Source organism: Neisseria iguanae (assembly GCF_003013245.1).
GTDB lineage: Bacteria > Pseudomonadota > Gammaproteobacteria > Burkholderiales > Neisseriaceae > Neisseria > Neisseria iguanae.
In genome coordinates this window covers 1-22354 of sequence record NZ_PXYY01000037.1, presented here as the reverse complement: position 1 = coordinate 22354, position 22354 = coordinate 1, and the positions used below count along the sequence as shown (strand labels likewise).

The window sequence follows — 22354 nt, the reverse complement described above, 5'->3', positions numbered from 1 at the left end:
TGTGCCCGGGTGTGTCGGGTTCGTCAAAACCACAAAAGAGATAAAAGCCAATACGGGTAACGGTGCTTGTGTCCGGGGTCGGATAGGCTGTGCCATCGGCCGGGTAAAACGGCGTTGGACACGGACAATAATGAATAGGCGGGACGGCCGCCGTTATGACGGGTATAACGGCCTTTTTGCTGTTCGGGATAACGGTTGCCGGCCGGTAATGAAGTGGTTTTTAAGCAATGGAAACCGGTCAATATGCTTGGCAAGCATGGCTTCGGTAGTTTGTTTGAACAAGCTGCTCATGAAGAAAACCCTCTAAATTCGGCTTAAAGGGAATTTAGAGGGTTTTAGGGGGGTTGGGACGTATTACGCCATTTGGTAACTATGGTTACTTTGCATGGGTTTAAGAGGGTTTTGCAAAGGTCTCGGTCTTTCAGTTTTCAATCTGATGACGGATAGAAATAGGAAAGGCGGTTGGCAAACCCAACCACCAACCAGGAAAAACGCGACCGAAAAAACGCTTGCTTATGATACGCCGAGTAATCGGTTCGAGGATATTCGAACCATTAATTTCCGTTATTGCACTTGTTGGCAGGCGAATCCGAGAGCCTTTTATATATTATTCCCCCTATCACCGCTCACTTAAAGCTTGTTTCATGCGGGTAATCGGTTTAATCAAGTATTGGAATACGGTTTTCTCACCTGTTTTCACATCCACTGTTGCCACCATACCCGGGATAATCGGCATCTCTTTGCCGTTTTTATCCTTCAAACTATTGCTGTTGGTTTGTACCAAAATACGATAATACACTTGATTTGGATCCAGCTTCAAATCATTGGCACGGTTTTGCATGGAGTTACTCACAGTATCAGGGCTGATTAAGGTTACTCTACCGTCAAGGCCTCCGTAAATTGCGTAATCATACGCACTGATTTTCACTACTGCCGACAAACCCGGACTCATAAACGCCACATCTTGCGGACGGATATAGGCTTCCACCAGCAATTTGTCATCCAACGGTACGATTTGCATAATGTCTTGGCCGACGTTGACCACACCACCGACAGTATTGATTTGAATGTTTTTCACAATACCGCGCAGCGGCGCACGAATTTGCGAACGTTCCACCGGGTCGGCACGCATGGCTGTGTTTTCCTTAGCCTGAGCCAATTCCGATTCGGCCTGAACCAATTCATTGTTGGCATCTGCCATATAGCGATTGCGCCGCTCGGCAATCTGCAACGTCAATTCACTTGATTGACGCTGCATACGCAACAATTCTACTTCTGAAACCACTCCTTGTGCCACCATCGGTGCGGTAATTTCGATTTCTTTATCCAAGGCTGCTTTGCTCAAACTCAGGCTCTGAATCGCATCAGTAACGGCACGACGGCGGGCATTGTAAGCAGCCTGCTCACGCACACGCAATTCGTTGCTTACCTCTTTAGGAAAAGTCAAAGCTGTGTTGTAAGCCTCAGCCTTCAAACGAGCAACCATCGCTTCCAAGTTGGCCACTTTGGCTGCACTTTCACGCAATACAGCCGAGCTGCGCGTATCGTCTAATTTCAGCAGGATTTGGCCTTTTTCGACAATATCGCCTTCTTTTACGGCAATTTCGGTGATGATGCCCGGATCCAAACTTTGAATCACTTGCTCGCGGCTGCTTGGAATTACGTTACCGTTACCGCGGGTAACTTCTTCAATAGGACTGTTATAAGCCCAAATCACAAAGACCACCAAAAACAGGAAAAACAGGATAATGACCCAAAATTGTCCGCTGTGTTTTTCTTTTTGCAAGGCCGCATTTAAATCGTTAATTAAATGCAAATCCTTATGTTTGACGTTGTTTTCAATACTCATCATGATAAACCTCAATTGGATGTTTTTATTGCAGGCCGTCTGAAACCTTTTTATCTTTTTATTATGCCAATCGGTCTTTATGACCGATTGGCCGAAGTCTGCGCCGCCGCTTGAACATTGGAGGCTGCCTGACGCGGTGCATTGTTGGCTTGTGCAGCTTTGTTTTGCTCGTTTTGTATAAGGTTTTGCAGAACCAAATCACGCGGGCCGTCCATCACGACTTTACCATTGTCCATCACAATAATTCGGTTCACGATTTGCAACACTTGCGGACGGTGTGTCACCAATACCATTGTGCGGTCTTTACCCCATTGTGCAATCGCATTCAAAGCCATACGTTCCGTGGCTTGGTCAAGACTGGTAGTCGGTTCGTCCAATAAAACTACTTTCGGATTACGCAAAGTCATACGTGCCAAGGCAATAATTTGTTTTTGCCCGCCTGACAGACCCAAACCGTCTTCACCCAAGGGCATATCCAAGCCTCGCGGGTGGCTGCGGATAATCTTATCCAAGCCAAAACGCTTCAGAGCAGTGAGCAAATCTTGGTCAGTAGAATAACCGTCGGTGCGCGCCAAATCCATATTTTCACGCAAGGTACCCAAGAACAAACGCGGCGCTTGGCTCAGCAAAACCACTTGGTTGCGCAAGAAATTCGGATCCAATTGGCGCATATCCACGCCATCTAAGGTCACATTGCCCTTATCTGTATCATAAAGGCCGCTGGCTAATTTCAACATCGTACTCTTACCGCTGCCAATACGGCCCAAAATGCCGACTTTCTCACCCGGTTTTATGGTGGCATGCAAATCACTCACAGCCGTATTGGTATCGTCTTGATATTTGAACGACACGTTTTCAAACGTAATCGCGCCTTGAACATTATCCAAAGTAATGTATTTGCGTTCCGGACTTCGTTCAATCGGACGATTGACAATTTCATTGATACCCTGCAAAGCCAATTTTGCCTGCTGGAAGCGGGTTGCCAAACCGGCGATTTGTGCCAATGGTGCCAAAGCACGACCAGACAAAATCACCGAAGCAATCAACGCACCCATGGTAATGCGATCAGCAGTATTTTCAGCATGAATCAGATGCGTACCTACCAAAACCAAAAATACGGTGTTCAATTGCTGCATACCGACAGCAAAGTTCACCATAAAATTACTGGTGTCTTTCACCTTGATTGCAGAAGCAGATGTTTTAGCGGTGTATTCGTCCCAACGTTGTTGAGCCCAAGAAGTAGCGTTGTTGGTTTTGAGTGTTTCAATGCCTTCAATGGCTTCTACTGCCAAACCCGAACGCTGCGAGCTTTCTTTCATTGATTCATTGATGTGTCGGGAAAGCGGACGTTGAACCAAAAAGCCGACAATCACCACAATCGGAATAATAGTCAAAGGCACCAAAGCCAATTTGCCGCCAACAATACCGATTACGGTAATGAATAGCAGCAAAAACGGCAAATCTACCAAAGTCAGCAAACTGGCACTGGTCATGAATTCACGCACTGATTCAAATTCGCGTAGGTTGTTGGCATACGAACCTGAAGAAGCCGGACGGTCAGCCAAGCGCAAGGCCATTACGCGGCGGAATAATGCCGAGCTGATGATTAAGTCGGCTTTTTTACCTGCAATATCAGTCAAATGGCCGCGAATCATTTTGGCGGCAAATTCAAAAGTAATCGCCAAAACCACACCGATACTTAATACCCATAAAGTTTCATAGGCTTGGTTAGGAATCACACGGTCGTAAACATTCATCACGTATAACGAACTGACCAAAGCCAAAAAGTTGATAATAACCGTAGCCAAAATAACTTGGTAATAATAACCGCGGAAACGCCAAATAACCTTCCAAAACCATGCCTTAGGCAAATGGTATTCCGGCAACTCCGAACGGTTATCCGATACCATTTTCGGCTTGATAAACCAGCAATAGCCCAAGTACAGCATCGACAATTGCTCGTGATCCAACTTTTGCTCCAAACCGTCAATCTGGCGAATCTGATATTCACGTGCCTTGCCTGCACCTTCGACTCGGGTAATCACGGCAGCTTCTTCGTTGTGCAGAATAATCAACACAGGCACCGCTAAAGAAGGAACATCTTCTAAGCTGCGTTTGGACAAAGTATTTTCAAAGCCATGGCTGCGCAATACTTCAGTAAGAGAATGGTAGTTGACATTCAGTTTTTTATCCCGCACAACCTCTGCCGAGAGCGCCGCTTCCGACACAGGAGCCCCTAATAAGCGGGTAACTAATGCAACATGTTCGATAATAGCTTTCATGATGATGGATTCACGTAATGATGATAGGTTTTCTGATGTTATTGCTGCACACCGGCCCAGTTGGCTACTTGGGACTGTGTGACAAGGTATTCCAAGGCTGCATCACGGAAATCGTTGTGTGCGGTGATGTTTTCCTGCTCGATTCTTGACAATTCCGTGTACGCACCCAACACGTCGGTCAGCGTACGGCGGGCAATTCTGAATTGCAGCTCGTATGTTTTTACCACATCTTTTTGCGCAGCAATGTGTTGCGACGTGATTTCGGCACGCTGTTCGCTCTGTCTCATATTGATTTCGGCTGTTTGCGCTTTTTCGTTGACATCACGCAAAATCTGTTCGGATTTGGATTCAGCAGCAATCAGGGCATGCGCATTTTTTTGCACATTATGTCGGGCGGCAATATCCAATACTTTCCAAGCTACATTCAAATATAATTGCTTGGTATCTTTGGTAGCGTTGCCTTCCAGATTGATGGCGGGCAGGCGTTGGGATTTGGAAACATCCAATTCCGCTTTCACGCTGTCTTGCTCGGCGATTTGAGCCTGATAAGACGGATTAATATTTTTATCCGGATTATGATAGCCCTGAACCAAACTGGTTGCAGTATCGCTGCGGAAGGGATCGGTCAAATCTGCAGCCGTCATTTTCTTGCCGGTATAGCGTGACAACCGACTCAATGCCAATTCCATCGTGCGGCGTTGTTGTGAAATTGCAGTTTCCACCTGCAACTGGCGCGCCCGTGCTTCAATCAATTCAGAACGGCGGCCACCATCATATTTCACAATAACATTCAAATCTTTCAAGAGATTATTATGGCGAACCAAGCTTTGCTGGTTTACCAGCAGCATTTCTTTGGCGCGCAAGGCGGTCAGATATAATTTGCCGATTTCACTACCCAATTGCGCTTGGGTTTCAAAATATTTATGTTTGTAGTATTTTTCTTTGCTTTTATCGCGACGGACAGCTGCTTCGATACCACCCCAAGAATAGAGATTGAGCGTTCCCCGCACACCTAAACCGCTTTCCATATCGTCGCTTGAATCTTTGTTTTTTTCTGCCAAAACCTGAACACCGGTCAAAGTCAACACCGGATAATGCCCCGCACGGGTGGCTTTGGTGATACTTTTCGCGGACTCTTCCGTGGCTTTCGCTTCCAATACGGTCGGATCGGAAAGCATGGATGCTTTTAGGATATCTTTGAGATCGTGCGCAGAGACGGTTTGCACAGACATCATACAGACAATCGAGAATAAAAAGATTTTTCTCAGAAACTCGGGTTGGCGGGGACTGAACGGCATAAGACGGGAGAAAGGGGTTCGCATATGATTCACAACAAGTGTATCCGTATATGTGTTTGTTATGGGCTAAAAAATTTTTGTAACTTAAAGTTTATAATTTAAATGATTGATAGCCTTTTAATGTTCATAGCATATCATTATATTTAACATTTCTCACCATGCGTCAGATAAAAGGTATCGATACACCACCAAAAGTACATGTTTTTTTATACTGTCAACAATGTGATTATTTATTTACTGCCGAAAATACCGGACAATCATCCGAATAATCTTACCTTGCTGCAAGCAATATAAAACAAGAGGCCGTCGGAAACGTCCTCTTGCGACAAGTTTGACTTATTGATGCGCCTCGATAATCTGTAACATTTGTGCCAATACTTTTGGATTACCGGCCACCACATCACCGGTTTCCAACCAACTTCCGTTACCTTTCATGTCGGTCACGATACCGCCTGCTTCTTGCACAATCAATGCACCGGCAGCAATATCCCAAGATTTCAGGTTAAATTCGAAGAAACCGTCCAACCGGCCACAAGCCACAGAGCATAAATCCAACGCCGCCGCCCCTTCACGGCGACAGCCTGCGGTTTTCGACAGAAAATCTTTTAAAATGGCCAAATATTTGTCTGTTATGCTTTGATCAACCACCGGGAAACCTGTACCAATCAAGCAACGGTTTAATTCGATGCAGCTGGAAACACGAACACGGCGATCGTTCAACAATGCGCCTTTGCCGCGCGATGCCATATACAAATCATTGCGTTCAGGCGCGTAAACCAAGGCTTCCTGCAATACACCTTTGTGCAGTAATGCCATGGAAATCGCGTATTGCGGATGGCCGTGCAAAAAATTGGTGGTGCCGTCCAAAGGATCGATAATCCATTCGTATTCGGCATTATCTTTGCCGTGCGAACCGCTTTCCTCACAGGTGATTTTGTGATGCGGATAGGACTCTTTCAGCGCATCCACCAGAATCATTTCAGATTCACGATCAACATTGGAAACAAAATCATTAAAGGCTTTGCTGTCGATTTTGACAGTATCCAGATTGCCGCTGGCGCGGGTCATCATCTGGCCGGCACGACGAGCGGCTTTAAATGCAGTAGTTAAAATCGGGTTCATCGGTTTCTTTCTAATATGAGGTACAATACCGCCTGACGCACAGCAAGCGCGCTAAGCGCAACGTTTTCACGTTTCCAATATTGTTAAAGAACGTTTCAGATTTTCAGACGGCCTGTGTTCAAACTGTTCAAACAGGCCGTCTGAAAGAAATGGAAATATGCTGTATTATAACCGATTAGCTTTAAAACCGAAACAGACATGATTGCCAAACCTACCCTGCCCGACCATTTAAACCACATCTGCATCGTTCTCACGCGCACCAGCCATCCGGCCAATATCGGCTCGGCCGCGCGTGCTATGAAAACCATGGGACTGCACAAACTCACCATTGTAGCGCCTAACCTGATGGCTACGCCGATGACGGTAAACCCACCGGTGTTCGACCCGCAAAATCCACAAAATTTCCAACTGCCGGAAGAAAGTTTCATACTGGCTTCGGGCGCGGCGGATGTGTTGGCAAATGCCAAAATCGTCGCCACTTTGGACGAAGCCTTGGCCGGCACCACCATCAGTTGCGCACTCACCAGCCGCCGCCGCGAAATTACCGCACCACTGCAAACACCGCGCCAACTTATACCTGAATTACTGCAAGCGGCGGCCAATGGCGAACAAGCGGCCTTAGTATTCGGCAACGAAACTTTCGGCCTGTCGATTGAAGAAGTGCAAACCTGCAACCGCCTGATGACCATCAACGGCAATCCCGATTATTTCTCGCTCAACCTTGCCCAAGCCGTGCAAGTTGCGTGTTACGAAATTTTCAGCCAAACCGACGTACCGATGACTCATTTGCAACAGGAAGACCACGCCGCCACCCACGAACAAATCAAAGGCATGGTTTCGCACATGGAATCCTTAATGCACGATGTAGATTTTTTCAAACGCCGCAACAGCGTGCGCCTGATGCGCCGCATGCAGAGTCTGTTCGGCCGCGCCAACACCCAAACGGAAGACATCGACATCTTGCGCGGTTTCTTCAAAACCTTAAAACAACACTTGAAAGATTGATTTTTTTCAAATGTGAAACCCCGGATTTGAGTACGGCTCAAAGCTAAGCAAACGCAAAACGCGCAGACACATCAAATACAAAGCCAAGTGTTCGAGAAGTATATGGCGGAGAAATGCGCCGAAGATGGGGATTTTGCAAAAGCCGGCATTATTTTCTGTCTTTGAAAGACAGTAAAGAAACGGACATCCCCCCATCTTGCCTCGCCATAACATTCAGCTGTTTGGCACATGCATCGCAGGATAAAACCACCGTTTCAAACAAGCCCAACCAAACATTGGCGTCAATCCTATGCCGCTGAAATGATGCGCTCCGCCCCCAAGCGGCTGCCTTTGCAGCAAAATTGCGAAGCGACCGGTTCGCGGGCTGCCTGTCATCATCAATGATTTTTCCCACAGATGACAAGGCGGCATGATCCATTTCCTTTTAAGAATTCGACGTATCAGCAAAAAGAGTGGCGCCGTTTGGTGATTTTTGATCAGGTGGCTAAGCCATATAAAGATTTGAAGGGCGATACCCCTTTTAGTTTTTTTTCTCAATCCGTTGTCCAAACAACCCGGCTGTTCCTTATATTTGAAGCCGTCTGAAACCAAGGTAGCTTATGAATTATGCGCTTGATGCCTTATGGTGGAAACTCACCAGCCAACCCGTGCGCGAACTTGCCGCCCTGCTCACCGCTCCTCCTTTGTGGCACAGCGGTTGCGAATTGCCGGTGCGCGCATTGTTGGGCGAACATGGTTTCCGCTATCTGTGCTCACTCGACAAAAATCCACAACCGCTGGCCGATTATCTGGCAGAATACGCCCCGTTTAACCGCCGCTTGGGCTTATACACCGAACATTTACTGGCGTTTTGGTTCAGCCACGCGCCTCATGCCGAATTGTTGGCGCAAAATCTGCAAGTCGTTTCAGACGGCCGCACCATCGGTGCGGCAGATTTTATTATCAAGCTCAACAGGAAAACCTATCACCTTGAATCAACATGCAAATATTACGGTTGTACAAGCGGACAATTCGATGATTTGCGCGGTTTGAACCAACAAGACCGTTTGGCCGATAAAGCGGCCAAACTGCCGCAGCAACTCATGCTGCTGAAATTTTCAGACGGTCTCAAAACTTTGCAGCAACACAGTTTGCCAACTGATTTGCAACCCACTTCCATTGTGCGCGGTATCGGCTTTTTTCCCGACGGTTTCAGTGATTTTCAAGCACCATTCAACCCTTACGCTTGGCGCGGCGTGTATTTGGCCGACTGGAACAAGCATGATTTCAGCCACACCAACACCCGCTATTGCCTGCTTGACCGGATGGCCTATCTCGCACCTGCACGCGTGACTGAAGCGGAGACGATGAATGCCGACGCCGTGCAAAGCATCAACAGCGGTTTGGTGGCCGTGTTGGAACAACGCCCCGACGGTCACTGGCATGAAACATTGCGTATCATGAAAAATATTTGAACAGGGTCAAATACGCCCTACTCATCCTGTCATTCTCATTTTCAGACGGCCTCATTGTTCAGGCCGTCTGAAAATCCCGTATAATCACCCCCCACCCAATGATTCGAAGCTAACCACATGACACCCATCCAACTCGAACACACCACCGCCCTGCTGGCCGGGATGCTGACCTTCAAACAGCCGGCCGATGCCGTTTTATCTGCCTATTTCCGCGAACACAAAAAACTCGGCCGCCAAGACCGTCACGAAATCGCCGAAACCGCCTTCGCCGCGCTGCGCCATTATCAAAAAATCGCGGCCGTATTACGCCGTCCGCACGCGCAATCGCGTAAAGCCGCATTGGCCGCACTTGTGCTCGGCCGCAGCGCGAACATCGGCAAAATCCAAAATTTACTCGATGAAGAAGAAACAAAGTTTCTCAGACATCTCAAAGCACACAAAGCCGAGTTTTCAGACAGCCTGCACACCGCTGCCGAATTACCTGAATGGCTGATTACACAATTGCACACCCATTTCAGCGACGAAGAAATCCTCACTTTCGGGCGCAGCGTCAACCAGCCTGCACCTTTAGACATCCGCGTCAATACCCTGAAAAACAAGCGCAGCAAAGTGTTGGCCGTCCTGCAAGCCGAAGGGCCAGCCGCCGAAGCCACGCTGTTTTCGCCATGGGGCATTCGTTTGAAAAACAAAATCCCACTGAACAAACACAGATTGTTTATCGACGGCTCGGTCGAAGTGCAAGACGAAGGCAGCCAACTGCTGGCTTTACTGGTCGGCGCCAAACGCGGCGAAACCGTGGTTGATTTTTGTGCCGGAGCAGGTGGTAAAACCTTGGCCATCGGTGCGCAAATGGCCAACAAAGGCCGCATTTATGCGTTCGACATTGCCGAAAAACGGCTGGCTAATCTTAAACCCCGAATGACCCGCGCCGGCCTGACCAACATCAATCCCGAACGCATCAGCAGCGAACACGACAGCCGCCTCGCCCGCTTAAACGGCAAGGCCGACCGCGTGTTGGTGGATGTCCCGTGTTCGGGCTTGGGTACATTGCGCCGCAATCCCGATTTAAAATACCGCCAATCACCCGAAACTGTGTCCGAATTGTTGAAACAGCAATACAGTATTCTTTCCTCTGCTGCCAAACTGGTAAAACCGAAAGGCCGCCTGGTCTATGCCACCTGCAGCATTCTGCCGGAAGAAAACGAGCATCAGGTTGAACGTTTTTTAGCCCAGCATGCTGGGTTTGAATTGCTTGACAGCAGCGAATTGCTCGCCGCCGCCAAAGTGGACTTGAATACCGGCAAATACCTGCGCATGGATACTGCGGCCCACCAAACCGACAGTTTCTTTGCCGCCGTGTTGCAGCGGAAATAAAAAAACAGGCCGTCTGAAAAATGCTTAATCCTGTTTTCAGACGGCCTGTTGCACATCATTCAACGCACCGCACCGCTTGAATTTCACTTTCCTCTCCCTTATCTACCCGCCGTACCGCCAAAAGAATCATTTTAAATTCTCGCAACTTGCGTATAATGCTAACGTTCAAACCAAACCACTCCGATTGTTTTAAAGGAATCACACATGAGCATTCATGACCAAATCAAAGAAGTCGTTACCACCCACCGTGTTGTCTTGTTTATGAAAGGCACCAAACAATTCCCGCAATGCGGCTTCTCATCACGCGCCGTGCAAATTTTAAACGCGGCCAACTGCACCGACTACGTGACTGTAAACGTTTTGGAAAACGACGAAGTGCGCCAAGGCATCAAAGAATACAGCGATTGGCCGACCATTCCGCAACTGTATGTCAACGGCGAATTTGTCGGTGGTTCCGACATCATGATGGAAATGTTCGAAGCCGGCGAATTAGAAGAAGTGTTGAAAGCCTGATTATTGCACAACTCAAATTTCAAATTGTTGACAAAAGGCCGTCTGAAATCCTGCTCAGACGGCCTTTTGCATGGTTTGTGCAGTTTGCGCCGAAAATAAAAAAAAGTATAATGAACACACTTTACCATACCGAGTAGAAGCCATGAATGTAAACGTCATCGACCATCCCCTGGTCAAACACAAATTAACCCTGATGCGCGAAGCCGAATGCAGCACCTATAAATTCCGCACCCTCGCCACCGAACTCGCCCGCCTGATGGCTTACGAAGCCAGCCGAGATTTCGCCATAGAAAAATACATTATCGACGGCTGGTGCGGCCGCATTGAAGGCGACCGCATCAAAGGCAAAACTTTAACCGTGGTACCGATTCTGCGTGCCGGTTTAGGCATGCTCGACGGCGTTTTAGACTTGATTCCCACCGCCAAAATCAGCGTGGTCGGCCTGCAGCGCGATGAAGAAACCTTAAAACCGGTTTCCTACTTTGAAAAATTCGTTGACTGCATGGACGAGCGTCCCGCACTGATCATCGACCCCATGCTCGCCACTGGCGGCTCCATGGTCGCCACGATCGACTTATTGAAAGCCAAAGGCTGCAAAAGCATCAAAGCCTTGGTTTTGGTGGCCGCACCCGAAGGCGTGAAAATCGTCAATGATGCGCATCCCGACGTGACTATCTATACAGCCGCACTCGACAGCCATCTGAACGAAGACGGCTACATCATTCCGGGTTTGGGCGATGCCGGCGACAAAATTTTTGGTACGCGCTAACTAGGGCTTGTTCTCATTTTGTCTGCACTGCAGATTTTCGGGCAGAAAAGTGCGTATGAGGGACGATACCCAAGAAGGACAGTTTTACACGCCGCGCCGGTAAAACCGGCCGGCACGGCAAGGTCAGACACATTGCGCGCATTTTCAACACAGCAGACGGGTTTTTATGCCGGAAGATGCCGCATGATGAAATGAGGACACGCCCTAAAACAAACACAGGCTGTCTGAAACCGATTCACCTTTTCAGACGGCCTGTTCAGACAGCCTCCCTTTCATTTATTATAAGGAACATCATGAGCTTTCAAGACAATCTGGCCGCCATGCCCCCAATCGGCCACTTAACCGGCCTCGACATTTGCAATGAGCAAGGCAGCACCATCCATCACATTCCGGCCACACCGGGCAAACTCGGCTCATTAAAACTCTATCATGCGCTGGCCCAAGAATTCGACAATCAATTAAACGCCGCCACTGCCGAACGCGGTTTAACATTATTTGCCGAACACGTAGCCGATGCCGAGGCCAATCCGGGCAAACATCCCAACATCGACTTATTGTTCCAAGTCAAAGCCGAAAACTTGGCTTACCGCTTAAAACCATTACACACCTAACCGAATCAAACAGGCCGTCTGAAAACCTTTTCAGACGGCCTGTTGTTACCTTGTAATAAAATCGTTTACATTATTTAAAATATGTTATACCATAACTCCCAGTTTTACTTTACCCACCTGTTTTTAGAGAACAACCATCATGAAAAAATCTATTTTACTGATTACTTCCGCATTGTTCCTGTCAACCGCCGCATATGCCCACCGCGTATGGGTTGAAACCGCACATACCCACGGCGGAGAATACCTGACCGCAGAATTGGGCTACGGCGAATTCCCTGAATTGGAACCGATTGCCCGTGACCGCCTCAACATTTTCAAACCCTTGCAATTGGTCACTGAAAAAGGTAAAGAAAACCTGATTCAAAAAGGCCGATTCAACTATCAATACCGCAGCAACCATCCGGTTAAAGACGGCAGCTACCTGGTGATTGCCGAATACCGACCGACCTTCTGGTCGAAAAACGCTGCCGGCTGGAAACGCGCCAACAAAACCGAAATGCCTGATGCCACCTACTGCGAAGAAAGCCGCATGTACGGCAAAAACATCGTCAACGTCGGCCATGAAAGCGCAGACACCGCCATCATCACCAAACAAGTCGGCCAAAACTTAGAAATCGTGCCGATGGACAATCCGGCTAACATACGCGTCGGCGAGCGTTTCAAAGTGCGTGTACTTTACCGTGGCGAACCATTGGCCAACCATCCGGTAACCGCCACCTTCGACGGCTTTGACAACAGCGACCGCAGCAAAAGCCACAAAGTAGAAGCCCAAGCATTCTACGACGTGACCAACGACAAAGGCGAAGTAGACATCATTCCATTACGCCAAGGCTTTTGGAAAGTAAACGTCGAGCATAAAACCGATTTCCGTGACCAAAAAGTCTGCCAAAAAGAGTCAAACTACACCACCCTGACTTTCCAAATCGGCCATACGCACTAATTTACCCTTCTGAAAAATCGCTGAAACAAACGACAATACATTGCAAACGTCACAGGCCGTCTGAACATTCAGACGGCCTTTTATCACCGTTACGCAAAAAACCGATTAAAACCTCAAGGCTGAAACGGCGCAAACCGCCATTCTCCCGAAGCCAAATCCAATTCAAAAATATTCAGCCGGCCGACAGCCACCCGCACCAAACGCAGGCAAGGATAACCCGCCTTAGCCGTCATGCGCCGCACTTGGCGGTTTTTACCTTCGGTAATCTTAATTTCCACCCAAAAATCCGGCACCGTTTTGCGCACCCGAACCGGCAGCCGGCGCGGCCACAGCTGATCCGCTTCGCCACCAGCCAACACACGCACTTTGGCCGGACGGGTCATAAAATCGCCCAAATCCGCACCACGGCGCAACACATTCAGCTTCGACTCATCCGGCACACCTTCAACCTGCGCCCAATAAGTCTTTTCCTGCTTAAACTTCGGGTCTGCAATCCTCGCCTGCAAGCGGCCGTTATTCGTCAGCAACAGCAAACCTTCGCTATCCACATCTAAACAGCCGGCCGGATAGAAACCCGGCTGTTCGACATAATCTTTCAAACACGCATGCTTTTCATGCAGGGAAAACTGGCAAATCACCCCATAAGGTTTGTTCAAAACAATCAAATCATTCATTCAGACAGCCTCAATATTTATTTGCTATTCTACCAGCAGCAACCGGTAAAATCATTTTCTACCTAACCATTTCATTACGCGCATTCCAATCAGTATTTTGTTCCCAATTAATTCAGATGCTTATTCATCCCCTCCATTTTCACGCTTGACAGTCAGACAGCAAACCAGTATAGTCCCCACTTCATTAGGAGTAATGGCTGAGAGGCTGAAGGCACTTCCCTGCTAAGGAAGCATGTGGGGTCAACCTGCATCGAGGGTTCGAATCCCTCTTACTCCGCCAAATAAAGCAAAACCCGCCGGACACACGGCGGGTTTTGCTTTATTTGGCATTTTTATAATTCGAAACCGACGAAAAGCTACGTCCGTTTTCAGGCGGCCCGCCTGCACACCAGCAAAGCCGTAAATCGACCGCATGCCCGTACAACCGGTAAAGTTGAAGCCGAGTTCACTTGGGGCATTTCTCATCTGCATTACCACCCATCGGGCAAACTGCCGCCGCAATGGTGGGACAACGCGCCTGATCCGAATCTTCCGGCCATCACACTGACTGACCACGAAAACCGTTGGCCGTCTGAAAAAAACATTGCCGCCAGCTCAGTGTTTGCATTCGGCGGCGGCAATTGCGTATTGGTTATCAGGGTGTCATGGACCATACCGCAAAGGCCGTCTGAAACCTTAATTAAATGCGATTAACTATCAGGTTTCAGGCGGCCTTTTCCCATACCAACGGGCTAAAGCGGACCGGTAATCTGTTTCGTCACAAACGTTCAGTCCGCATGTTTTTTACTGATAATGATTGCATTCCCCAATTTCTTTAAATTATGCCATAATAACGAAGTGCCATATAGTGGGATCAATAATAACCGGGACAAGGCGGCCTGCCGCAGACAGTACAATCCGTACATCATAACAGGTCGGCGCAGTCTCAGTTTTTTCATGATTTCACTATGCCGCCCGACATGGAAAAGAAAAAACCTTAACCTACAAGAGAATCTTTATGACTAACAAAGCTACCATTATCTATACCCACACCGATGAAGCACCTGCTTTGGCAACCAAATCATTCCTGCCTATCGTGCGTGCGTTTACCCAATTCGCCGACATTGATGTGGAAACCAAAGATATTTCATTGGCCGGGCGCATTTTGGCCACTTTCCCGGATTTTTTGAAAGAAGAGCAACGCGTGCCGGATGCTTTGGCCGAATTGGGCGAGCTGGTAAAAAAACCTGAAGCCAACATAATCAAACTGCCGAACATCAGCGCGTCTGTGCCACAACTGACTGCTGCGATTAAAGAATTGCAGGCGCAAGGTTTTGCTGTGCCGGATTTCCCGACCGACCCGAAAACCGATGAAGAAAAAGGTATCCGCGAGCGTTATGACCGCATTAAAGGCAGTGCGGTAAACCCTGTTTTGCGCGAAGGCAACTCTGACCGCCGCGCGCCGAAAGCCGTGAAAAACTATGCCAAGAAAAACCCGCACAGCATGGGCGCTTGGTCTAAAAACTCCAAAACCCACGTTGCCACCATGCAAAGCGGCGACTTTTTCCATAACGAACAATCTGTAACCGTACCGGCGGCGACTTCTGTTTCCATCATCTTCACCGACAAACAAGGCAACAAAAAAGAATTGCGCAAACCGGTCAATCTGAAAGACAGCGAAATCATCGACGCCACTGTGATGAACAAAAAAGCCTTGGTGCGCTTCCTGAACGAACAAGTAAAAGAAGCTAAAGCGCAAGGTTTGCTGTTCTCATTGCATATGAAAGCGACCATGATGAAAGTGTCTGACCCTATTATCTTCGGTCATGCCGTGGAAGCTTTCTTTGCCCCTGTATTTGAAAAATTCGGCGATGAATTGGCTGCTGCAGGGGTAAATGTGAACAATGGTTTCGGCAACCTGTTGGCCAACTTGGACAAACTGCCGTCTGAAACCAAAGCTGCCGTTGAAGCAGAAATCGCTGCCGTCTATGCCACCAACCCCGATTTGGCGATGGTTGATTCCGACAAAGGCATCACCAACCTGCACGTACCGAGCGATGTGATTGTCGATGCGTCTATGCCTGCGATGATCCGCAACTCCGGTCAAATGTGGGATAAAGAAGGCAAGCTGCAAGACACCAAAGCTGTGATTCCGGACAGCAGCTACGCCGGTGTATACCAAGCCACCATTGATTTCTGCCGCGAACACGGTGCATTCGACCCCGCCACCATGGGCACCGTACCAAACGTCGGCCTGATGGCGCAAGCAGCCGAAGAATACGGTTCGCACGACAAAACGTTTGAAATCGAAGCCGACGGCGTGGTGGAAGTGGTTGATGCTTCAGGCGAAGTGTTGATGAAACACGAAGTCGAAGCCGGCGACATCTGGCGCATGTGCCAAACCAAAGATGCGCCAATCAAAGACTGGGTGCAATTGGCGGTAAACCGTTCACGCCTGAGCAACACCCCTGCCGTGTTCTGGTTGGATGAAAAACGTCCGCACGACAAGAGCTTGATCCACAAAGTGGAAGCCCACCTGAAAGAATCAGATACCAATGGTTTGGACATCCGCATTCTCCCACCGGTAGAAGCCACTAAGTTCAGCTTGGAGCGCATTAAAAAAGGCGAAGACACCATCTCTGTAACCGGTAACGTATTGCGCGACTACCTGACCGACTTGTTCCCGATTTTGGAATTAGGCACCAGCGCGAAAATGTTGTCTGTCGTACCTTTGATGAACGGCGGCGGCATGTTCGAAACCGGCGCGGGTGGTTCTGCACCGAAACACGTTCAACAATTCTTGGAAGAAAACCACCTGCGTTGGGACTCTTTGGGCGAATTCTTGGCCTTGGCCGTATCGTTTGAGCATTTGGCACAAAAAACCGGCAACAGTAAAGCGCAAGTTTTGGCCGACACCTTGGATGCTGCTACCGAACAATTGCTGTTGAACGGCAAATCTCCAAAACGCAAAGCCGGCGAACTCGACAACCGAGGCAGCCACTTCTACATTGCACTTTACTGGGCGCAAGCATTGGCTGCTCAAGACAAAGACGCTGAGTTGAAAGCCAAGTTCGCGCCACTGGCCGAAACGCTGGCCGCCAACGAAGACAAAATCGTAGCCGAACTGGCTTCCGGTCAAGGAAAAGCCGTGGACATCAAAGGCTACTACAGCCCGGATGAAGAGCTGGCTTTCCAAGCCATGCGTCCAAGCACAACTTTGAATGCAGCTTTAGCCGCACTGTAATGGAAAGGCAGCGTCGAACCTGTTGTTGTCACCGCACAACCAGGTTTAGCCGTTGGCTTTGACTGAAGGCCGTCTGAAAGTGATGAACGCTTTCAGACGGCTTGTTTTACAACACTTCAACGATACAACTGACCCAAAGCGGCCTATTGGGCATTTGGGATGATTTTTCATCCTAAATCCTACTCCAAGCTACTAAAATATCTTCTGACAAATATAATCTCACCCCCTCTTCCCAAGCCCGGAGGACATCAGGTTTTCGTCTTTAATTCAGTGAATTTCCCCTCTATAGCTGTTTTACTAAATAACGGGCACAGAAATATCTAAATGCCGTCACTCCCGCTCAGGCGGGAATGACGGATTTCAGGTTTCAGACGGCATGGGAAAAACTTGTACTCATTTTTAAGTCAAACGGCAATAGCCGGCTCAGAAATGCCATGACACCGAACCCGCGGCCGAAGGATGGTATTGTCGGCAGTCTTTTCCGATTGAATGGGCTTTGAAAGGGCCTGTTTGGTTTTACGGCGGATGGTTTTCCCGTTGCGGTGGTGGCGCTGCACCGGTTGCGGACAGGTCTGCCTGCCGTGGGTGTATCCGTATGCGGGCAGCCCGGGGGATGCGGGTTTTGGGGTGGGGAGATACGTGTTACACAAGGGACATTTATATCTTTGCCTGCCGTTTTTACGGCGGTTCTTCACCGGGCTGTTTTGATGGCAAAAAGGGCACTTTTTATAAACATTGGCAAAAAACCGCTAATTGGCCATTTGCCCAAAATTCAAAACTACCACCGTTTTTCAGACGGCGTATTGCCAATTCGTCACCGGCTTGCACACCAGCCAGTGCACGCATCCTAAGCTTGACTTTTTTTCAATCAGGAGCAATGCCGCCAGTTTGGCGGTCACGCACGATAAATCCCAAATCCAGTTCTTTTAAAGCCAAAGCACGATATTCAGTATTCAGTGACAGGCTTTCATCGAAATGCAGCGGTACCATATCCGTTTCAGGCGGCATCTTATCCAGCCACATATGGCGCGTGCCGGATTTCATCAAATTGCCGTGCCGAGCAGCCCGTCATCCTGCGCCACATAAATCAATCCGACCAGTGTGGGAGACCAGTCCTACTCGCCGGTCACGTTTGGCTGGTTTCACTTTCTGCAACGCTTCTTCCGCGTTCAGACAGCCTTTATTACGCCTGTAAGATAATTAAAATTAACGCACAGGCTTTTGCAACGTTTCCACTTGTTTGACGCGTTCGGCAGTCATCGGATGGGTGCTTAGCCAATTGCCAATGCTTACTTCTTCTGAGTGGTCGTACTGCACTTGCATGCGTTCCAAAAAATCAGCCAAATGCTGCGGCGGCAGGTTTAAACGCTGAAGCTCGGCGACGGCATAGCGGTCAGCTTCCATCTCAAATGCCTGCGAATATTGCGCATCTACTAATAATACCGGCAGGGTTGTCATCAGATCACTCGAATCGCTAGTCACAACAATCATCAACACACCGACTCCGATGCCGCGCAAGGCCTGCTGCAAACTGTGCCGGTGAACCAAATGGCCCTGTTCATGCGCCAATACAGCCAATATTTCATGATCGTTTTCTGCCAAATTGACCAATTCATCGGTAAGCACAATGGTATTATTCGGAATGGCAAACGCATTTGCGCCCATTTTAGCGCCTTTACGGAACAGCAATTTAGCCGGCACTTCAGGTTTGAGTTTTTGATGATACAAGTCAGTAATCTGCTGCTTGCGGCCGGCAGAAAGTTTGCTCTCCTCGGTAACATCAGTAATTATCTCCTCCGCCTGATTACCCAAGCCTTGCAATGTATTCGCAGGCAGATGGTGCGCCAGATGGTAAGATGCAGTCGGAATGCCCCACCGATAGACGCCAAATACTACCGCCACCACCACAATCAGCCCGATTACCGCCCATTTCCAACTTTGCTCAAAACGGTTTACCTGTTTGAACATGGTTTGGTTTTTCAAGCGTAACCAATCGGGTACATCATGACTGGGAAACTCAATCCTCGCGTCATCAGGCAAATCAATCACTGGTAATACGCCGCCCACACCCGCCATATACGCCAAATCTTTGCGCGCATAATCAATCGAACCGCCGTCAAACACCACACGAATGCCGTCTGAAACGGCATAGAGCTCTGCCATCCGCCCGGTGTTCAGGCAGCCGTCGTAATAACGCACCGTGATTTTTCCATTCATTACCTGACCATTCTCACAAGGAAAGATCAATATCAAACACATCAGCGATTTCCTCACCGGTGGCATGATAATCCTGTTGTGCGGCATTCATCAAATTTTCAGGGTTATCTGCCGTATACACTTTCAATGTATCGGCTTGATAACGGTAAAGGCGTACCACACCCCAAGGATACAGCATCCCCAGTGTAAATACAGTAGCCAGATAATTGGTAAACTTAATCCACGCGAATTTAAACGGGCTCAGTTCGGTAGAAACACGGCCACTACCCAGCGACACGTTCTGCCAAACAGCTTGAAACAAATAACCTTGCGTAAGCGGCACAAAATAGCCGAGTACGGCCACATACATCAAGCCGATAACACTGACCAACCAGTCAGATGTCACATTTTCACTAACTGTCGCCATATCCGGACCACCTGCAAACATACCGACCACTACAGCCATTGCAATCAACACTGCCAACATAATCAAATAAGGCACCAGCACCGCCGCATAAAAGTTTCCGACGTCCGCCTTCAATTTAAGCTTCACATGGCCTACCTGCAAATGATTGGTTTGATAAGATTTAAACCAATACAAAGCCAAAGGATACAGCAAACCGAAGCTCAGCAGCACCGCCAATGCACACTTGATAAACAGCCAATAAGTCTGTCCCATCGAAGCGGAGAAATAAAAACGGCTGTTGCCGAATTTGGTATTACGCGCACGAAAACGCATGGTTGAGCGCACCAGCCATGGAAACACTGTCATCATCATCAGCCACCCGCCCAAAGCAATCACCGGATCAATCTCCGACGCAATCGAAAAACCGGCAAACAGCATCAACGCAATAATCCGCCCCATCAAAATACGTGTCGGCAACGCCGTAAAATCAAAGCGGTAACCACCCAATTCCGTATTGCCGTAAAAATAGCGCATACGGCGCACTTTTGCCCACGGTGAGTAAAACGATAATGTGATAATCGTCAAAAACAGATTCACAATCCAAATTTTGAAATACTCTCCTGCATTGCCGAAAAACTGAAAACGCCATTCCTGCGGCTCAAGACCTAATGGTTGCGGTTGTGCCGGCAGCCCGGCCTGCCCCACCACAGACCCGCTGTGAGGTTGCCAATCCGTATTCATACTATCTCCTCCCTTAACATAATAAAAACAGCATTATAAAATAAAAATATCCTACTTGGAGCGAAAGACCGGCTAAAAAAGAATGATCCCGATAAAGCTGGAGACTGCTCAAATTCAAAATCTGTTTTTGGCAAACATGTTTAACACTCCTGACATATTCGCAAGCTATCCGCCCCCACCGATTTACCCTATAATGTGTCTTTAATGATTTTCACGCCGTTTGAGTGTTCAGACGGCCTGTTTTATTTTCTGCGTCATTGTTATGTTTCTCGATATCAACCGTTATCCTTTTCCTGTTTTCAAAAAAGAAATCCGCCATTTGATACTGCTGGCCGTGCCGATGTTGTTGGCACAGGTAGCACAGGTCGGCATCGGTTTCGTCGATACCGTGATGGCCGGCGGGGCGGGAAAAGAAGATTTGGCGGCCGTGGCTTTGGGCAGTGGTGCATTTGCCACGATTTTCATCACCTTTATCGGCATTATGACCGCACTCAACCCCATCATCGCCCAGCTCGACGGCGCAGGCAAACTTGATGAAGTGGGTGAAACCGGCCGCCAAGGGCTTTGGTTCGGGCTGGCTTTGGGCGTATTCGGCATGTTACTGATGTGGGCGGTGATTGTGCCGTTTCAAAACTGGCTGGATTTGGGCAACTACATCGAAAACACGATGGCGCTTTATATGATTTTTACCGGTCTGGCTATGCCCGCAGCGATGATACACCGTGCAATGCACGCATATGCTTCAAGTCTCAACCGGCCACGTGCGATTATGTGGGTGAGCGTGGCAGCCTTTTTCCTGAATGTGCCGCTGAATTATATGTTTGTGTACGGAAAATTCGGCATGCCGGCTTTGGGCGGCGCAGGCTGCGGCCTGGCGACGGCTTTCGTGTTTTGGTTCAACGCGGCTGCCTTATGGCTGTATGTCGCCAAACAGGATTATTTCAAAAAATTCAAACTGACCGGACAATTTAGCAAACCGGATTTCGCCGCATTTAAAAACTTTTGGAAACTGGGCGCACCCATCGGCTTATCCTACTTTTTGGAAGCCAGCTCGTTTACCTTTATTGTGTTTTTGGTGGCGCGTTTGGGTGAGGATTATGTGGCGGCGCAGCAGGTCGTCATCAGCCTGACCGGCATTATTTATATGGTGCCGCAAAGTGTTGGTGCAGCATCGACCGTGCGTGTGGGTTTCGTACTCGGCCGCCGCCAGTTTGTCCGCGCCCGCTATATTTCGGGCGTATCCTTGATTTTAGGCTGGGGATTGGCTGTTATCACTGCCTTGGCTTTGGTATCATTGCGTTATCCTTTAGCAGGCATGTACACCAACGATGCAATGGTGTTGAACATTGCTGCGGGTGTATTGCTGCTTGCGGCGGTATTCCAATTGTCCGACTCGACCCAATGCATTGCTTCTTACGCTTTGCGCGGTTATAAAGTGACCAAAGTACCGATGTATATCCATGCGATTGCATTTTGGTTGTGTGGTCTGCTGCCGGGCTACATCTTGGCCTACCGCTTCGATATGGGCTTGAACGGCTTTTGGACGGCGTTAATCATCTCACTCACCATTGCTGCCGTTGCGTTGGTTTGGTGTTTGGAGCTTTGTAGCAAATCGTTTGTCAAATCTTATGCCGGATAAGTTTCAGACGGCCTATTTGAGATGATGCTGGATGATGCTGTTTGAAAACGCGTTTATTCTTCAAATATTATATTTTTCGGGGCTGTATTGGATTGGCAGTTATGTTACTCATTCGAAAATGAAGATAACATACTGTAAATTATCTGAAAAAGTACAAAAAAAACAACTTGGGTTTTTGTACCCGGAGTTACTGCCCGTCCGGCTGCCGGTTTATTGGATATCCACCCCAATGCAGCAGCGTTGTTTACCGTAAAACCC

18 protein-coding genes, 1 tRNA gene and 1 pseudogene are annotated in these 22354 nt (G+C 48.5%); 11 read left to right on the top strand and 9 right to left on the bottom strand.

Annotated elements, in window-relative coordinates; translation table 11 throughout:
- Positions 1-619: 619 nt before the first annotated feature.
- The 4 genes from C7N83_RS07155 to C7N83_RS07140 form a co-directional block, all read right to left on the bottom strand.
- Positions 620-1849 (bottom strand): HlyD family type I secretion periplasmic adaptor subunit, encoded by a 1230-nt coding sequence (locus C7N83_RS07155; RefSeq protein ID WP_106741648.1) that lies wholly within the window; start codon positions 1847-1849, stop codon positions 620-622.
- A gap of 77 nt (positions 1850-1926) precedes the next feature.
- Positions 1927-4131, bottom strand: coding sequence for a type I secretion system permease/ATPase (locus C7N83_RS07150; RefSeq protein ID WP_106741643.1), 2205 nt, complete (start codon positions 4129-4131; stop codon positions 1927-1929).
- Between the two features lie 38 nt (positions 4132-4169).
- A complete protein-coding gene (locus C7N83_RS07145; RefSeq protein WP_106741647.1) occupies positions 4170-5363 on the bottom strand; it encodes a TolC family protein in 1194 nt (397 codons plus the stop codon).
- 402 nt (positions 5364-5765) lie between these two features.
- On the bottom strand, positions 5766-6551 hold the full coding sequence (locus C7N83_RS07140; RefSeq protein WP_106741642.1) for an inositol monophosphatase family protein: 786 nt from the start codon (positions 6549-6551) through the stop codon (positions 5766-5768).
- Positions 6552-6749: 198 nt separating this feature from the next.
- Here C7N83_RS07140 and C7N83_RS07135 point away from each other — a divergent pair, with 198 nt between their 5' ends.
- Positions 6750-7556: an RNA methyltransferase gene (locus C7N83_RS07135; RefSeq protein ID WP_106741640.1), complete on the top strand. Its 807-nt coding sequence runs from the start codon at positions 6750-6752 to the stop codon at positions 7554-7556.
- A 148-nt stretch (positions 7557-7704) separates the two neighbouring features.
- On the opposite strand, the gene C7N83_RS14730 is transcribed toward C7N83_RS07135, so the two are convergent.
- Entirely contained in the window at positions 7705-7974 is a 270-nt protein-coding gene (locus C7N83_RS14730; RefSeq protein WP_106741638.1) for a hypothetical protein, read from the bottom strand.
- Positions 7975-8155: 181 nt separating this feature from the next.
- On the opposite strand from C7N83_RS14730, the gene C7N83_RS07125 reads away from it, so the two are divergent.
- From C7N83_RS07125 to C7N83_RS07100, 6 genes are all read left to right on the top strand, one after another.
- Positions 8156-9010 carry a DUF1853 family protein gene (locus C7N83_RS07125; protein ID WP_106741637.1) on the top strand — a complete coding sequence of 285 codons (855 nt, stop codon included), beginning with the start codon at positions 8156-8158 and terminating at the stop codon, positions 9008-9010.
- A 117-nt stretch (positions 9011-9127) separates the two neighbouring features.
- Positions 9128-10384, top strand: coding sequence for an RsmB/NOP family class I SAM-dependent RNA methyltransferase (locus C7N83_RS07120; RefSeq protein WP_106741635.1), 1257 nt, complete (start codon positions 9128-9130; stop codon positions 10382-10384).
- A 204-nt stretch (positions 10385-10588) separates the two neighbouring features.
- Complete coding sequence (gene grxD / locus C7N83_RS07115; RefSeq protein ID WP_106741634.1) at positions 10589-10897, top strand: Grx4 family monothiol glutaredoxin; 309 nt, start codon at positions 10589-10591, stop codon at positions 10895-10897.
- 142 nt (positions 10898-11039) lie between these two features.
- Complete coding sequence (gene upp, locus C7N83_RS07110) at positions 11040-11666, top strand: uracil phosphoribosyltransferase (RefSeq protein ID WP_106741632.1); 627 nt, start codon at positions 11040-11042, stop codon at positions 11664-11666.
- 293 nt (positions 11667-11959) lie between these two features.
- Positions 11960-12277 carry a DUF2322 family protein gene (locus tag C7N83_RS07105; RefSeq protein ID WP_106741630.1) on the top strand — a complete coding sequence of 106 codons (318 nt, stop codon included), beginning with the start codon at positions 11960-11962 and terminating at the stop codon, positions 12275-12277.
- A gap of 139 nt (positions 12278-12416) precedes the next feature.
- Positions 12417-13217, top strand: coding sequence for a DUF4198 domain-containing protein (locus C7N83_RS07100; protein WP_106741629.1), 801 nt, complete (start codon positions 12417-12419; stop codon positions 13215-13217).
- A gap of 113 nt (positions 13218-13330) precedes the next feature.
- Here C7N83_RS07100 and C7N83_RS07095 read toward each other — a convergent pair whose 3' ends face one another.
- On the bottom strand, positions 13331-13891 hold the full coding sequence (locus C7N83_RS07095) for a pseudouridine synthase (RefSeq protein WP_106741627.1): 561 nt from the start codon (positions 13889-13891) through the stop codon (positions 13331-13333).
- Between the two features lie 187 nt (positions 13892-14078).
- Here C7N83_RS07095 and C7N83_RS07090 point away from each other — a divergent pair.
- The 3 genes and pseudogenes from C7N83_RS07090 (at position 14079) to C7N83_RS07075 (ending at position 17114) form a co-directional block, all read left to right on the top strand.
- Positions 14079-14171, top strand: a tRNA-Ser gene (locus tag C7N83_RS07090).
- A 146-nt stretch (positions 14172-14317) separates the two neighbouring features.
- A pseudogene (locus C7N83_RS15940) lies at positions 14318-14584 on the top strand (hypothetical protein); the annotation flags it as partial.
- Positions 14585-14888: 304 nt separating this feature from the next.
- Positions 14889-17114: an NADP-dependent isocitrate dehydrogenase gene (locus tag C7N83_RS07075; protein WP_106741624.1), complete on the top strand. Its 2226-nt coding sequence runs from the start codon at positions 14889-14891 to the stop codon at positions 17112-17114.
- An 864-nt stretch (positions 17115-17978) separates the two neighbouring features.
- On the opposite strand, the gene C7N83_RS07070 is transcribed toward C7N83_RS07075, so the two are convergent.
- The 3 genes from C7N83_RS07070 to C7N83_RS07060 all read right to left on the bottom strand — a co-directional run bounded on the left by C7N83_RS07070 (position 17979) and on the right by C7N83_RS07060 (position 20457).
- Positions 17979-18158, bottom strand: coding sequence for a hypothetical protein (locus C7N83_RS07070; RefSeq protein WP_106741622.1), 180 nt, complete (start codon positions 18156-18158; stop codon positions 17979-17981).
- Positions 18159-18320: 162 nt separating this feature from the next.
- Entirely contained in the window at positions 18321-19331 is a 1011-nt protein-coding gene (locus tag C7N83_RS07065; RefSeq protein WP_106741621.1) for a M48 family metallopeptidase, read from the bottom strand.
- 13 nt (positions 19332-19344) lie between these two features.
- Positions 19345-20457 carry a YjgN family protein gene (locus C7N83_RS07060; RefSeq protein WP_106741619.1) on the bottom strand — a complete coding sequence of 371 codons (1113 nt, stop codon included), beginning with the start codon at positions 20455-20457 and terminating at the stop codon, positions 19345-19347.
- A gap of 262 nt (positions 20458-20719) precedes the next feature.
- On the opposite strand from C7N83_RS07060, the gene C7N83_RS07055 reads away from it, so the two are divergent.
- The gene (locus tag C7N83_RS07055) at positions 20720-22096 is read left to right on the top strand and encodes an MATE family efflux transporter (protein ID WP_106741617.1); all 1377 of its coding nucleotides are present in this window, start codon (positions 20720-20722) and stop codon (positions 22094-22096) included.
- Positions 22097-22354 lie beyond the last annotated feature (258 nt).